Raw genomic sequence first — 15,178 nt, 5'->3', positions numbered from 1 at the left:
TCATATAATTATGATCAATGATATTTCTCATAATAAACTCTTACGCTCTTTTCAAGGAGAAGCACAACTCCAAACTTTTTAAGCAACATAATCTTGACTGATAATTCTTAAAACTATCAAACAATAAAAACTAGTTTTAACCACGATTAGGTGTTATGGTATGGGTTAATCGAAACTCCAAACAGACTGTGTTACGTTATATCATTCCTATTTTCGATCCCGATGTTCGACACTGGTCAGGAGAAGCTCGCTTTTTACGCTGGCTAACCTTCTTGTGGATATCCCTAGGCTTAATTACCCTGTTTTCCGCTTCCTATGCCGTTGCTGAAGCCGAAACAGGGAATGGATGGTACTATATGATTCGTCAGTTAATCTGGACTTGGATCGGATTACAAGGGTTCAATATAATTGTGCGATCGCCTCTACAATATTTATTTAAACTATCCCCTTGGTGTCTATTTCTAGTATTAGGATTGATTCTCTCAACCCATGTTCCTGGTTTGGGAGAAAATATCAACGGTGCTACTCGCTGGATAAAATTAGGTCCAGTTTTAATTCAACCATCAGAATTAATGAAACCTTTTTTAGTCTTACAAAGTTCCCTAATTTTTGGACAATGGGAACGGCTACCCTGGCGAATTCGTTGGCAATGGTTAATTGCCTTTGCGGTTATTTTAGCTTCAATCTTATTACAACCTAATTTGAGTACTACTGCTTTATGTGGGATGAGTCTTTGGTTAATTGCTGTCGCGTCAGGAATTCCAGCAATTTATTTAACCTCAACTGCTTTAGGGGGAGCTTTAACTGCGTTTATTAGTATTAGTTTACGAGAGTACCAACGAGAACGGGTCACAGCATTTCTTGATCCTTGGGAAGATCCTATGGGGAATGGCTATCAATTAGTACAAAGTTTGATGGCAGTCGGTTCAGGGGGAACATTTGGCACAGGATATGGGATGTCTCAACAAAAACTTTTCTATTTACCTATCCAATATACTGACTTTATATTTTCAGTTTTTGCCGAAGAATTTGGCTTTGTGGGAGGAATTATTTTGTTATTATTTCTATTTAGCTATGCGACTTTTGCCCTACGAATTGCCATGAAATGCCGTCATCGAGTCAAACGACTAGTAGCTATTGGGGTCATGGTCGTAATGGTGGGACAAGCCTTACTTAACATTGGTGTCGCAACAGGTGCTTTACCTACAACGGGTTTACCCTTTCCTTTGTTTAGCTATGGAGGGAGTTCAAGTTTAGCAAGTTTAACCCTAGCGGCTTTATTAATTAGGGTAGCTAGAGAAAATAATGAAGCTCCTGTTGTTACTTTATCAGTTCCTAGCAAACCTGTTATGTAAAAGGACAAAATTTAATTGTTAATAATGGGTTATCCAAAACTCTAATTATTTAGATATAAAGTATCCTAGTAGTTTTTATGTTTTAATTTAATGAAGCTAAACTTAATATCTCTGCTTATTAATATCTCTATTTAATTTTAGACTTATGGCTTTATGGCGTCAAATCCTTAACTCGATTTAATCAATGAGATTCCAAACTAAGAAAGACTTGCCATTATTAATTATTCATATTTTATATAAAAAAGTAATAGTTTTATTTTTTGGACAAATAGATCTGACAGCAACTTGTATTTATTTTAGTTTAAGCGCCGGTAAAGTTGGTCAAAATAATTAACTATTAGATATTCGCCTTCGGTAGAGAAAGCCGTCTATATCAAGATTAATTGTCGTTAAATGAGATGTAATTAATGTTAAAATAATCTATAAAAAGAAAAGAATATATACTGAGAGATTTTAATTTAAAATAATTGAAGAGGTATTTAGATAGTGATATGAAGATGGAGTAAGTAAACAAGAAAAAAAAGCAATATTTAAAGCTTTATTTTTTGAAATGTTTAATAGATATCAAAAATATCCAGTAGCGATTTTATGCAAACAATTAAATTGTATCAATTGCAATAAAATATTCTAAATAAAATAGTAAAAATTGTAATTGTTTTATTTTTAAAGTTAGACAGACCAATTTATTTTTAAAAAATTATTTTTGCTTTTCACAAAAAAAATAAAATATTTGCTAGGTAATTGACTTCTGGTAATTCTAGTAATACCGTATAAACACGGTATAGGTTATAAGTATATTTGTCTACAAAAAACTGAAATCTCTACGAGTCTCTTTTGCTCCAATCTATCTGCCAGAATCTTCTTTATAAGCTCTCAAATATTGAGAAGATTAAACTTATGTCTTATGCTATTACAATAAAACTAAATAATCTAAAGCTCCTTTACCTAGTTAATTTTTAAGGCGGTGCAAGATTTCAGTTAAACGGAAAAGATTAAAATGGATGAACAGTCCCAAAGCAAGCAGAGTTAAATTATTGTGGAGATAACCTTTTTAGGAACTAGTTCTGGTGTACCAACAAGATCACGGAATGTATCAAGTGTTGCTCTACGTCTGCCCCAAAGGGCAGAAGTCTGGCTATTTGACTGTGGGGAAGGGACCCAACATCAACTTTTGCGCAGTGATCTCAAAATTTCCCAAATTACCAGAATTTTCGTCACCCATATGCACGGCGATCACATCTATGGGTTAATGGGACTGTTAGCTAGTTGTGGTTTAGCAGGAAATGCCCAAGACATCGAAATTTATGGGCCACCAGACTTAGTAGACTACTTGAAAGCTTGTGCTAAGTATTCCCAGATAAAACTCTCTCATCGAGTACGAGTTTATGAAGTACGCCCTGGTGTCACATACGAGGATGATCAATTTATCGTCCGTTGTGGGTTACTCAAACATCGTGTTCCGGCCTATGGTTATCGTATCGAAGAAAAAGATCGTCCCGGTCGCTTTGACATAGAAAAAGCAACTGCTTTAGGAATTCCTCCAGGACCGATTTACGGTCAGCTCAAACGAGGTGAATTCGTCACTTTGCCCGATGGACGTAATATTCGAGGACAAGATCTGTGTGGAGACAAAGAAACCGGTCGTAAAGTTATTTATTGCACTGATACAGTCTTTTGTGATGGGGCTGTAGCCTTAGCGCAAGGGGGAGATGTCTTAATCCATGAAGCAACATTTGCCCACCAAGATGCTCAATTAGCCTTTGACCGTCTTCATTCTACCTCGACCATGGCAGCACAGGTTGCCTTAATGGCTGGCGTTAAACAGTTGATTATGACCCATTTTAGTCCCCGTTATGCCCCTGGAAATGTCTTACAATTGATTAATTTACTAACAGAAGCTAAGGCAATTTTTCCTAATACTCTTCTTGCCCGTGATTTCATGACCTATGAAGTACCCAGACGTAGACGCTCTCAAGAAGCGTTGGAAAAGACTCGGTAGTTAACAATAGCTAATGAGATAGGTGCTATAACAACAATATTAATTGTTTGTATTTGAAAACAAAAACAACTCCCTTGACGGTGAAGGGAGTATTAACCTTTAATCTTATTTAAAGGATATATCCTTAAGAATTAGTGAATCCTAACAAACACTTTGTATGGACGATCACCGCCACTGTTACCGTTTTGTCTCGAACTCGATAAATTACGCGATAAGTGTAAGCCAACTTATCACGAATCGTTGAATTGTCCCCTTCGGAAATAATTGCTCCAGCTAGAGGACAGTCCTGAAGACTGTGGGTAATATCTAGGATTTGACGGACGACGGCCGCCGCATAAGAGGGCGAGTCGCGGGCTATATATGTGGCAATTGCATCGACATCCTCAATTGCTTTGGAAGACCAAATTACTCGATAAGCCATTTGTTTAAAAGCCCCTCAACTTCCTCCTGTTGTAAGGTGGTTCCCTGATCGGCAACGTATAATCCTTGACGCACTTTTTCAAGTACGTATAAATGATACTGGATATCTTCAATTGAACAATCATCTGGTAATTGATTCAAGATAGATTGGATTCTCTCTTTAACAGTATTCATGGTCGAAGATAACTAAAATTGATAGGATTAAGAACTTATAGAAAAACTATATATACCTTTCATTCTAGCTATAGCGAGAAACAGTTGTGATAGAATCGCAAGGCTAAGATGTTGCTATAGCCTAATTTGTATTTTTGTTGCTGACTCCCATGCAAATCCGAAGACGTTCTCCTAATCCTGCCATAGATGTTGATGTTTTCCGTTATCAAGTTCGTGTTCCCGATGAGCAACCGCGACACATTCTTGAAAAAATTGTTTGGCATAAAGAAAAAGAAGTTGATCGTCTAAGACAACGTCTATCCCTGTTAGAGTTACGCAAACGAGTGAAAGATTTACCTCCCCCTAAGGATTTTTTAGCCGCTATCACCTCGGCAAAAACCCAACCAGCTTTAATTGCAGAACTCAAAAAAGCTTCCCCTAGTAAAGGAGTTATCCGTGAAGATTTTGATCCGGTAGCGATCGCTCAATCTTATGCTAAAGGAGGAGCAAGTTGTTTATCAGTACTAACCGACACTAAATTTTTCCAAGGAAGCTTTGATAACCTTGCTCTAGTGCGTCAAACAGTGAATTTGCCCCTAATATGTAAAGATTTTATCCTCTATCCCTATCAAATTTACCTTGCTCGTACTAATGGCGCTGATGGCGTTTTACTGATTGCTGCTATTTTAAATGATCGTGATCTTACCTACTTTATAAAAATTGCCCAATCCTTAGGTATGGTTTCTCTAATTGAAGTTCACTCCCTAGAGGAATTGGATCGAGCCCTTGGCGTTGAAGGCGTATCCTTGATTGGAATTAACAATCGTAATTTAGAAACCTTTGAGGTGGACCTTAACATCACGAAGAAATTATTAGCTGCTCGACGGGATACAATTAAAAAACAAGGAATTAAAATTATTAGCGAGTCAGGATTGCATACTCGTGATGACCTCAAACTTGTTCACCAAGCCGGGGCTGATGGAGTGTTAATTGGGGAATCTTTAGTCAAACAACTGGATATCACCGAGGCTATAACTCAGTTATTTTCTTAAATCGGGTGGTCGATATAGATTTTATTTATTAAAATAAAATAATTATTATAACAAAAATGGAATAATTCCTAGGGATTGACCATCAATTTCGCAAAACTTATCATGAGTCGATGAAATTTTGTAATGCTATACTTTTTGCTTTTGCCTAAATCAAGACCATCAATAATAATTGATAATGAATAACCTATAACTAAACATTAAGTCTCTTTCCTTCTTTAGTTAACTACGAACTGTTACTTCAATTACTAGAACGCAAAAGTATAGCTGTTGCTTATGAACAATCCGTCTTACAAAATCATGTTCGACAACTTATTCTTACCCTACGCAAGGCCGGTGCCCAACAAAAACAACTCGAAGCGATCTGTAACCAAATTTGTATCCCTTTTGAACATTATTGGTCCCTTAATAGTTTTAATTATTCTTTAAACATCTATTACCGATTAATCAAATTAACTAGGGAGTCAGAAAAAAATAGATCTGAATTAAACCTTAAAAATAACCAAAGCCATCAGCTTAACTTTTTAGGGTGAATAAAAATGGAGTAGACTGACTATTTGGAAGAGTTTCAACCCGAAACAGGAGCCAGAATTCATGGAAAATAAGCATATGTTAATGATCCCAGGACCAACCCCTGTCCCCGAAAAAGTTTTGCTAGCTATGGGCAAACATCCCATCGGTCATCGCAGTAGTGGTTTCAGTGAAATTATTGCAGAAATTACTGAAAATCTCAAATGGTTACATCAAACCAAGAGTGATGTTTTGATGTTAACCGTTAGCGGAACCGGGGCGATGGAAGCAGGGATTATTAATTTTTTGAGTCCTGGCGATCGTGTATTAGTTGGTAACAACGGAAAGTTTGGTGAACGGTGGGGGAAAATTAGTCGGGCGTTTGGGTTGGAAGTGGAAGAAATTACTGCCGAATGGGGCAAACCTCTAGATTCTGAAGCCTTTCGTAAAAAATTGGAATTTGACAATCAAAAACACATTAAAGCGGTTATTATCACCCATTCAGAAACCTCTACGGGGGTAATCAATCCCTTAGAAACTATTAATAAATACGTCAAAGCTCACGGGGAAGCTTTAATCATCGTCGATGCTGTCACCAGTTTAGGGGCTATCAACGTTCCTGTTGACGATTGGGGGTTAGATGTGGTCGCTTCTGGTTCCCAAAAAGGTTATATGGTCCCTCCGGGGTTGGGTTTCGTGTCTGTTAGTCAAAAAGCCTGGGAAGCTTACAAAACTGCAACTCTTCCTAAATTTTATTTAGATTTAGGGGCGTATAGGAAAGCAACAAATAAAAATAGCTCCCCTTTTACGCCTCCGGTTAACTTAATGTATGGGTTACAAGTGGCTTTACAAATGATGAAGGACGAAGGGTTAGAAGCAATGTTTACCCGTCATCGTCGTTTAACTGAGGCTACTCGCGCAGGGGTTAAGGCCTTAGGGTTACCTTTGTTAGCCGATGATGAGGTAGCGAGCACCGCCGTAACGGCTGTCATGTCGACAGGAGTTACAGCTGAGGCTATTAGATCGACGATTAAAAAGCAATTTGATATTTCTCTAGCGGGAGGACAGGATCACCTTAAAGGGAAAATTTTCCGCATCGGCCACTTAGGTTTTGTCAGTGAGCGAGATATTCTGACGGTGATCGCTGCTTTGGAATCTACCTTAATTATTCTAGGTAATCAAAGAGCGACTCCAGGAGTAGGAGTTGCTGCTGCTTCTAAGATTTTAGGATAATCTGTCTCGAAGTTCTAGTCCCCCTTTTTTAGGGGGATTTAGTCTATAAGCTTGTAACTAGAAAAAATTCCTGGCTAGGAAATTCATAAGATCATCATACTTTGGAGTACTAGGCTGAGCAAGATATGCTAAAGCCACCGGCGGCTACCTTTTCACGTCTTTTGATACCATCAAAGTGTATGAATAAGCCATCTCTGTGTTGATCCTAATACACTAGATACTGCTCATAAAGTTTGCCTATGCGGGAATCTCAGTTAGCTTCTATAAATCGATTGGTTAAGCTGAAGTTTTCTTTGACTGTGTTAACCTTCTCTAAATTTTGACCTCTTTCATAAACTACAAGGGCTGAATTCTCTTGTTAGGCTAGTGCAGCATCGGAGTCAATGATGATCGTATGTTTTTTCTAAAGCTTCTCTTATTAGACTATTACTAACTATTCCTTCTGGGGTTAACTCATTAAATAGGTCATTCATTAAGAGTCTATGTTTCTACTTCAACAATATTGTCTTCTATTCTTAGATAACCTAAAAACCAGAAACAAGCAATGGCGACTGCATCAATGCCGCAATCTACATAGGTTACACTAACTATAGTCTAGTGCCTTTTCTAGGGTGCCATTGAGAGAAAACTGTTCGGACACACAACTCCAATCACTTGACCTTTTCGCCCCATCACGTCAAACACTTTCTCCTAAATTTGGACAATCTCAGTGGTTCCCTTCCTATAGAGATTTCTCATGGGATGAAATAATGTAATTAAATCAATCTTTTTGGCAATTCTATACTCATTTTCTTACCAAAAATAGCCAATTAATTAGCTTAAATGAGTATCACTATATAAAGTTTTCCATGATCATATCATATATATTCAAGGTTCCGTCTATAAAATTAATATTTTGTTTGACTTCATTCCATAAATCAATAATTATATAATTTTTTTTTGGACAGAAAGGGAAACAAGCTTATGGAAAATAACCTAATAATTGAGAAAAAAATATTAGGTTACGCTTGCTACATTGTGTTTTGTGGCTGATTTTACTTTTGAACGATGGACAAATAGCGTTTCTTATTTCTGTTACACAAGTGCTGATACCACAACCATAGTCAGAAGCTTGTTTAGTCGTAGATAACTAACCGGCTCATAAAGCCACAAAAGTTAGAGAACTGATGATATCTATAGAAGCACAAAGTACATTTTTATCTCCTTATTCTCCTAATTTCAACTCCATTGAAAACTATTGGTCAAAAATTAAAGAAAATGTGCCAACTCAAGAATACCCGAATCCTATAGGTATCAATCAAGCGATTGGTTTAGTGCTCGGTGAAGACATAACTGGCTAGTTTACGTATTACTGCTAATATAAGCTACCCAATTTAAAACTACTATAAAGCTATCAATAAAAGGTAACTGCCGTGACCAATTTGTAATCATGACAAAGTCAGTTTTTAGTGAGACTCTATCAGACGTAAATAAGAGAATTATGTTTCAAAACTAATAAGAGAATTATCTCTCAAAATTTTTAATTAATCCTCTCTTGTTCATAGACATTATGATCCTTTACCCAAACCTGTTATCGCTTTCCCTAAAATCTTATGAATTTGTACTGCATTTACTTGTAGACTCCTTTATTCGCTCTTATACCCACTGCTTGAGATATATTTAATAAGCCTTCTTGTTCTAATTTCTTCCCTAAGCCAGTTAAAATTTGTGGAATAATCCAGGGTCCTTGATAAATCCATCCTGTGTATAGTTGTAATAAACTAGCTCCAGCTGTAATTTTGTCCCAGGCATCTTCTGGGGTAAAAATTCCCCCGACCCCAATAATAGGCAATTTTCCTTGAGTTTTTTGGTAAATAAAACGGATAATTTCTGTTGAGAGATCACGGATAGGGAGTCCACTGATTCCCCCGGTTTCTTCTTGAATTTTGTTTCCTGTTTTTGGGAGAATATTAGTGATTAATCCTTCTCTTTTGATAGTAGTGTTCGTCGCGACAATTCCAGCTAATTTGTGAGCTTGGGCCAACTCAATAATCGTTACAATTGTTTCCCAATCTAAGTCAGGTGCAATTTTAACAAAAATGGGCTTATGCTGTTCATTTGCGTGTTGTAACTCCTGTAAAATAGTCTTAAGTTGTTCCCTTTCTTGAAGTGCTCGCAATCCTGGAGTATTGGGAGAACTTACATTAACTACAAAATAATCAGCTTTATCTTCAAGATAACGAAAACTTTCTACATAATCCTTAGCAGCCTTTTCTAGGGGGGTGATTTTAGATTTACATAGGTTGATTCCAATGGGAATAGTACGGGGGTTACGCTGCCAAATTTTCCCCAAGGTTTTAGCGATTTTTTCTGCTCCTAGATTATTCGCTCCCAGGCGGTTTAAAAGAGCTTTATCAAGGGGTAAACGGAATAAACGTGGACGGGGATTTCCTGATTGAGGGTGGAGGGTAACAGCTCCTAATTCCGCCAAACCAAAGCCTAAATGACTCCATATCGCTGCTGCTATTCCGTTTTTATCACATCCGGCAGCCAATCCTACGGGATTATTAAAATTTAGTCCCCATAATGTTTGTTTTAGGCGAGGATTATAGACACAAAAAGACTCATCAAGTTGGGAAATTAACCAACGTCCTCCTACAGTGTTACGAGTGCGATCAACTATATTTAGCGTTTTTAAAAGTTGTGAATGTGCGCTCTCTGGGTTATTTTTTACTGCTGTTAATAGGAGAGGATAAAAAGGTTTAACTAAATTAAACATATGAATAATCAACAGATATAGGTTAATTGAGTTAAAAGAAACTAAATACCAGCATAACGTTTTCCTTGAGTAAAACCTGTTAAGTATCATTAATTAATAATCTTCATTTATATATGATAATTAGAAAAAATTACTGATAAAGGCATTGTAATTGCTTTTTAAAAACCTCAGTGTCACTATTTTAATTTTTTGATTGTACTTGAAAAATATCCAGGTTATTGAAAACAATAATACTATTAGCAATAAATTGATTATTCTCTTATTTAAATTTTTTTTATATATATTTTGTTAACTCTACTTAATTAACTTTGCTTTTTTAAAAAACTTGTCCTATAGTTTATACAGAAGATAAAAAGCTTCAAAAATATTAATTATTAATTATATTTAATGATGATAATCTATTGTCTTTCTCTTCAAAAGACTAATATATAAGATATAGAAAAAAGCCTTTTTTATCGAATAAATAGTAGGATTTTACTCAATCAAAGCAAAATTTTATTCTCTATGCTATTCTAATGTTCTTCTTTCCTAAAAGTTAAAGTTTACTACTTGGCTTTTTGTTGCAAATTATAAGGATATTAGTCTATCTATTATCCTCGGTCTCTGATTTTTCGTGCTTAGATCTACACTAAAAAGAAATTTTATTCAACTAGATTTCACATCATTACAACCTCTCCAAAAGATTGATTGACTTCATCTAGCAAGGAATGACTTATATTCTAAGTATTTGCTGTTAACTCTTTCTTAGAAAAAAAAATTATTAATTAATTAATTTTATCTGGGTGTTAGTATTCTGTGCACTTGTGTTTATTTAAGCACGGAAAATGGTGTCGTTAATGTTTAAATATGGTCTTTCAAGGATGCTTTTTACCTTAGCATTTAAATTATTTTTACAGTTGGTCATGGCTTAATTTACTCTAAAACTATCAAACTTTTATTGTTACTAACAATAAAAGTTTAAGTATGCTTGTTGCTAGTAACTATTTTTATAGAGTTAATGTTTGCTAATTTTTCTAGCCCAACAGCCAAAGCTTTGTTCAGTCAAGTGGCGGTAATTTGTCTTTTTAATGGAGTTCTATCTTGATGTTTTGGACTGCAAATTAGACGGCAAAATTAAATTTTAGGGACACAAATTTATGTTAGTTTAGTCAGGGATAAAATTACCCCTGAATAGATATAACTTGCGTCAATTTTATGATTTAAACTTCTTGCGAGCACAAACCCTGATTCTTGGACCAGATCTGCAAGTTATGCATCCTATGGATGAAACTAGTTCCATCTATGGAACGTCTCGAGAGTCTCTTAAACAAATAGAAGAAAAAATTTAGGTTGCTCTAACAGAACTTTATGAAACCTTTTCCCAGACCATTCACGTTTGCTATTTTTATTTTAGTGGCAAAATTTACTTAAATATGCGCTTTGTAGATGTTTTTTAGCATCAATAAGTCAATATCAAATTGATATTAGTTGTCTTAATGATGTGACTGTATTACCTTCTGAATTAGGGAAATGATGGGTTAGGTATTCAAACAGAATTCCCAACCCACACTCTTGTTACTAGACACTACAAAGGTGTCACCTGAATTTCAACTTCTGCGGTAACTTCGGGGTGTAATTTTACTGTTGCTTTGTAAAATCCAGTTTTACTAATTTCAGGTAAAGTAATCCCACGACGATCCACTTCTTGATTGGTGACTACCTGAATTGCCTCAGCCACTTCTTGGGTGGTGACAGTACCGAAAATAGCTTCACCTTCCCCAACTTGTTTACGGATAGTAAAACGTCCAATAGTTGCCAGGGCTGTTTTATGGGCTTCAGCTGCTTGTTTTTCAGCTAGCAGGCGTTGTCTTTCTTTTTCTTTGCGTTGTTCTACCTGTCTGAGAATACCTGATGTTGCTATAACCCCTAGTCCTTTAGGGATTAGATAATTGCGAGCATATCCTGGGGCAACTTCTACGAGATCTCCCGTATTTCCTAATTTATTGATAGATTGATTCAATACAATTTGAACGCGTTTAGCCATGGTTTCCTCTATGTCTTAAGCAAAATTTGTTTAGTTAAGCACAATCAATGATTGTAAAACTAATTAGTTATTCCTTACAAGTTAGAAGCTAATGTTGAAGATGAATTTGTTCCAATCTCTCCCCAAGATCAAATTCCTCCTTTTATTACTAAAATGATTGTAAAACTAATTAGTTATTCCTTACAAGTTAGAAGCTAATGTTGAAGATGAATTTGTTCCAATCTCTCCCCAAGATCAAATTCCTCCTTTTATTACTAAATAGTTGTATAATTAAAAAGATTTTGATAATCTGACCACCCTTAACAAGTTATGCTGTTCCGTCAACTCTTTGATGAGAAATCTTGGACTTATACTTACCTCATCGCTGATCGCACCACAAAAGAGGCATTACTGGTTGATCCAGTATTTGAAAAAGTTGAACGTGATTATCAACTTTTAGAAGAACTAGGATTAACCCTCAAATTCTGTTTAGAAACCCATATTCATGCTGATCACATTACAGGAACAGGAAAACTGAGAGAAATGACTGGATGTATGGGAATTATTCCCGAAAATTCCAGAATTGCCTGTGCTGATCGTTTTTTAAAAGACCACGAAACCTTACAATGTGGAGAGATTATTCTAGAGGCGATCGCTACCCCTGGCCACACCGATAGTCATCTGGCACACTTAGTCAATAAAACTCACTTATTGACAGGAGATTCTTTATTTATTCGAGGATGTGGACGCACTGACTTTCAAAGTGGAGATGCAGCAACCCTTTATGACTCAGTAACTCAGCGACTCTTTACTTTATCTGATGATACCTTAGTTTATCCTGGTCATGACTATCAAGGTCACACGGTTTCTACTATTGGAGAGGAAAAAAAATGGAACCCTCGCTTTGCAGGACGGGATAAAACTAACTTTATTACCTTTATGAACAATCTTAATTTACCCAATCCTAAAAAGATGATGGAAGCTGTCCCTGCTAATAAAAATTGTGGGAAAATCTAAGAAAAAATTTAGTTCTTTAAGCAACTTTAAAAAAGAAAGTTAACAAAAAAATATATTGCTAATTTATTATTGTCTTATTTAGTTATAAGATTAGCTTATAACTAATAGTTATCTTAATAGTAAAAATAACTATTTTATTTCAAAAAGATTACCCATAAAAATAATAAATCTATCGTTTTTTTTTTAATAATTATTTTGATACAATGTTTATCCGTAATCTTGAATTTTAATATTCCTGCAGTCGCTGATATTTAAAAGTGGTATTTTTAAACCAAATTAAAAGAGATAATCAACGTCAAATTAATCTTAGGTTACTGGAATTTCTAGATTTAATTAAATTAAACTATTCCCAAGATTCAAAAATAATTACTTGTCCCGATCTTAATTTTTAATACCTCTGATGAATTTGTAAATGACGTTCAATTTTCCACTCTTAATTTATGGCAGTGTTATTTTAGTCCATTGCTGAATAAATTAGAAAGTAATAGTTCTTAGTTGCCAGAATTACTTATAAACAGAAGACAGATTAGCTAACTGAAAAACTATCTATTTTTTTCTGTAAAGATAAAAATATTTATTTAAAAAAAGGTTAAGTATAGTTAACTTACTTTCAAATTATATGTGTTTCAGTAAAGGTATAAAAATAATTAAAATTATCCCATTTGGCTCAGTCTATTTAAATTAGTTAAAATTACAAAAAACAATTTTAGTAAAAAAAGTTAGCAAATTAAAACAATTGATTCCAACAGTCTCAAAAAACGCTACTCAGTTGTTTCTTTTTTATTTTTGTTCTTTGGTAGATCTCTAGGGGCTAGAGATATTTTTAAGGAGTTATCCGTAACCTGGACCATATAAAGTTTATTATTGACAGATAAACTTCAAATATGTGCTTTCTGAAAACATGAAACAAGAGCTAAAAATAAAGAACAAAAAATTGATAGAATGGACTAAGTTATCAAAATATGGAAATAAGTATCCAAACTCTTCAATCGAACCTTTAAAAAAATAATTTTATACATTAAAGATTCTTACCCATTGTAAAAAAGCATTGCGTAATCTAGTAAACTAGAATAATTTTGTTGAACTTAATACCTTGGGAAATAAGGTTGCTGTACTGTTCCTCTCCGAATAACAAAGGAGAAATTACATGGATTAATTCCGTCGAATCTACTGCAATAGATGTCTGTTGCCGAGTTTGCAGTACAGTAGAGTACACCGAGTTTCTGAAGGCTTAGTTCGATGTGTCTAGAATCCTTTTAGATGACATTAGGGATTTAAACTACGTTTAATGATAAACGACCGGAATTATTGGCTTTTCAGTTAAGTTCAAGAACTCTTTAAAAGGCTCTATTGACAAAGACCTCAATTTATGACTCGTCATAAATTGAAAATGAAGTAAAAGTTGGTAAGACTGAATAAGAGAATCCTACTTCGTAAGCGTTCTCTTATTCAAACAGTTAACAACCAACTTAGAAAATATATCTCAGATTGAACATTCGAGATATCGAAGTATTTGGAACTGTTTTGTTAATCTTTGTTCTCGACTGATTTCTTATGCTCATTTACTTAAAAAACCTTCTCTCAACTTAGACTTAAAAGATAAGGTAGTCTTGCTTCCTACTATTTTTAAACAACCATTGTGGTCTGGATTGTTGGTGGTTATTATTTGAAATAATCATCAACCTCGTCCTATTTTGACTTAGATATTGAGAATAACAACCGTATTTTTAAATTTCGTCGAACTTACGTTGTTTAAAATCAGCCCAAGTGAGGTTAGGGTGAGCAGGTAAACTCTAATTATTACCTTATGTCTTTTGTTTCCTAATCGTTTACTATATGAGAATATAACTGTTGATATGTTAATACAAATCATTGGACATTTGCTAGCTGGTTGTATTGGGATTAGTTTAGGACTATTAGGGGGAGGAGGTTCAGTTCTCACCCTGCCCATTTTAGTCTATGTTATGGAAATTCCCCCCAAAAGCGCGATTGCCATGACCTTAGTTATTGTGGGGACGGTCAGTATCATCGGGGCAATTCCCCACTGGCGTAAAGGGAATGTGAATCTTAAAAAAGCATTTTTATTTGGAAAAGCTAGCATGTTAGGGGCTTTTTTGGGAGCTAATTTAGCTATTCTTCCTTTTATTACAGAAACAATGCAACTGCTACTATTTGCCGTAATGATGATTTTAGCGGCTATTTTAATCATTCGGAAAAATATCTCACCCTCTTCATCTCTTTTCAAAGAAAATACTAACTCTAATCAAAAGGTTCAACCCGTCTATCGATATAGTTGGCTTTGGTTGGTCTTAGAAGGGTTAGGAATTGGGGTTTTGATCGGACTAGTGGGAGTTGGGGGAGGATTTGTTATCGTTCCAGCCTTAGTTTTGTTAGGAAATACCCCGATAAAAGAGGCTATTGGGACCTCCTTGGTAATTATTGCCTTAAATGGAATAGCTGGATTTCTAGGATATGTGGGTAAAGTTCCTCTTGATTGGAGTTTAATGGCTTCATTTACCCTAGTAGCGAGTTTCGGAACCTTTTTCGGGGCGTATTTATCTCAACATGTTCAAGCCAAGCAACTACAAAAAGGATTTGGTTATTTTTTAATTGTCGTAGCAGTCTTTATTTTAATTCAACAATGAAGTGTTTCACCCTGTTGATTGGCTTCAGGTGAAACCC

11 protein-coding genes and 3 pseudogenes are annotated in these 15,178 nt (G+C 35.2%); 10 read left to right on the top strand and 4 right to left on the bottom strand.

Annotated features, from left to right (window positions below; all coding sequences use genetic code 11):
* Positions 1-188: 188 nt before the first annotated feature.
* Together P3F56_RS05555 and P3F56_RS05550 are read left to right on the top strand one after the other, a co-directional pair.
* Positions 189-1,355 carry an FtsW/RodA/SpoVE family cell cycle protein gene (locus P3F56_RS05555; RefSeq protein WP_281153733.1) on the top strand — a complete coding sequence of 389 codons (1,167 nt, stop codon included), beginning with the start codon at positions 189-191 and terminating at the stop codon, positions 1,353-1,355.
* A 1,036-nt stretch (positions 1,356-2,391) separates the two neighbouring features.
* Entirely contained in the window at positions 2,392-3,354 is a 963-nt protein-coding gene (locus P3F56_RS05550) for a ribonuclease Z (protein ID WP_281151936.1), read from the top strand.
* Positions 3,355-3,478: 124 nt separating this feature from the next.
* Here the strand turns inward: P3F56_RS05550 and P3F56_RS05545 are convergent, their stop codons facing one another.
* A complete protein-coding gene (locus tag P3F56_RS05545) occupies positions 3,479-3,775 on the bottom strand; it encodes a type II toxin-antitoxin system RelE/ParE family toxin (RefSeq protein WP_281151935.1) in 297 nt (98 codons plus the stop codon).
* Positions 3,760-3,948, bottom strand: coding sequence for a hypothetical protein (locus P3F56_RS05540; protein ID WP_119260843.1), 189 nt, complete (start codon positions 3,946-3,948; stop codon positions 3,760-3,762). Before P3F56_RS05540 ends, P3F56_RS05545 begins: the two co-directional genes overlap by 16 nt.
* Positions 3,949-4,097: 149 nt before the next feature.
* Between P3F56_RS05540 and trpC the strand changes: the two genes are divergently transcribed.
* From trpC to P3F56_RS05520, 4 genes and pseudogenes are all read left to right on the top strand, one after another.
* Positions 4,098-4,979, top strand: a complete 882-nt coding sequence (trpC, locus tag P3F56_RS05535) for an indole-3-glycerol phosphate synthase TrpC (RefSeq protein WP_281151934.1) — start codon at positions 4,098-4,100, stop codon at positions 4,977-4,979.
* Between the two features lie 218 nt (positions 4,980-5,197).
* Positions 5,198-5,509: pseudogene (locus P3F56_RS05530) on the top strand (DUF5340 family protein); the annotation flags it as partial.
* Between the two features lie 61 nt (positions 5,510-5,570).
* Positions 5,571-6,719, top strand: a complete 1,149-nt coding sequence (locus P3F56_RS05525) for a pyridoxal-phosphate-dependent aminotransferase family protein (RefSeq protein ID WP_281151933.1) — start codon at positions 5,571-5,573, stop codon at positions 6,717-6,719.
* 1,148 nt (positions 6,720-7,867) lie between these two features.
* Positions 7,868-8,059, top strand: a pseudogene (locus tag P3F56_RS05520) (hypothetical protein); the annotation flags it as partial.
* Between the two features lie 269 nt (positions 8,060-8,328).
* Here P3F56_RS05520 and P3F56_RS05515 read toward each other — a convergent pair.
* Positions 8,329-9,477 (bottom strand): quinone-dependent dihydroorotate dehydrogenase, encoded by a 1,149-nt coding sequence (locus P3F56_RS05515; RefSeq protein WP_281151932.1) that lies wholly within the window; start codon positions 9,475-9,477, stop codon positions 8,329-8,331.
* Positions 9,478-10,658: 1,181 nt separating this feature from the next.
* On the opposite strand from P3F56_RS05515, the gene P3F56_RS05510 reads away from it, so the two are divergent.
* Positions 10,659-10,805, top strand: coding sequence for a hypothetical protein (locus P3F56_RS05510; RefSeq protein ID WP_281151931.1), 147 nt, complete (start codon positions 10,659-10,661; stop codon positions 10,803-10,805).
* A 236-nt stretch (positions 10,806-11,041) separates the two neighbouring features.
* Here P3F56_RS05510 and rplI read toward each other — a convergent pair whose 3' ends face one another.
* Positions 11,042-11,500: a 50S ribosomal protein L9 gene (rplI, locus tag P3F56_RS05505; protein ID WP_281151930.1), complete on the bottom strand. Its 459-nt coding sequence runs from the start codon at positions 11,498-11,500 to the stop codon at positions 11,042-11,044.
* 309 nt (positions 11,501-11,809) lie between these two features.
* On the opposite strand from rplI, the gene P3F56_RS05500 reads away from it, so the two are divergent.
* From P3F56_RS05500 to P3F56_RS05490, 3 genes and pseudogenes are all read left to right on the top strand, one after another.
* Positions 11,810-12,496, top strand: a complete 687-nt coding sequence (locus P3F56_RS05500; RefSeq protein ID WP_281151929.1) for an MBL fold metallo-hydrolase — start codon at positions 11,810-11,812, stop codon at positions 12,494-12,496.
* 1,399 nt (positions 12,497-13,895) lie between these two features.
* Positions 13,896-14,166 (top strand): annotated as a pseudogene (locus tag P3F56_RS05495) (transposase); the annotation flags it as partial.
* A 186-nt stretch (positions 14,167-14,352) separates the two neighbouring features.
* Positions 14,353-15,141, top strand: coding sequence for a sulfite exporter TauE/SafE family protein (locus P3F56_RS05490; RefSeq protein ID WP_281151928.1), 789 nt, complete (start codon positions 14,353-14,355; stop codon positions 15,139-15,141).
* The last annotated feature ends 37 nt before the right edge of the window (positions 15,142-15,178 follow it).

This window comes from cyanobacterium endosymbiont of Epithemia clementina EcSB (assembly GCF_029919255.1).
Taxonomy (GTDB): domain Bacteria; phylum Cyanobacteriota; class Cyanobacteriia; order Cyanobacteriales; family Microcystaceae; genus Rippkaea.
The sequence above is the reverse complement of the archived record's forward strand: the minus strand, read 5'-3'. Positions and strand labels throughout refer to the sequence as shown.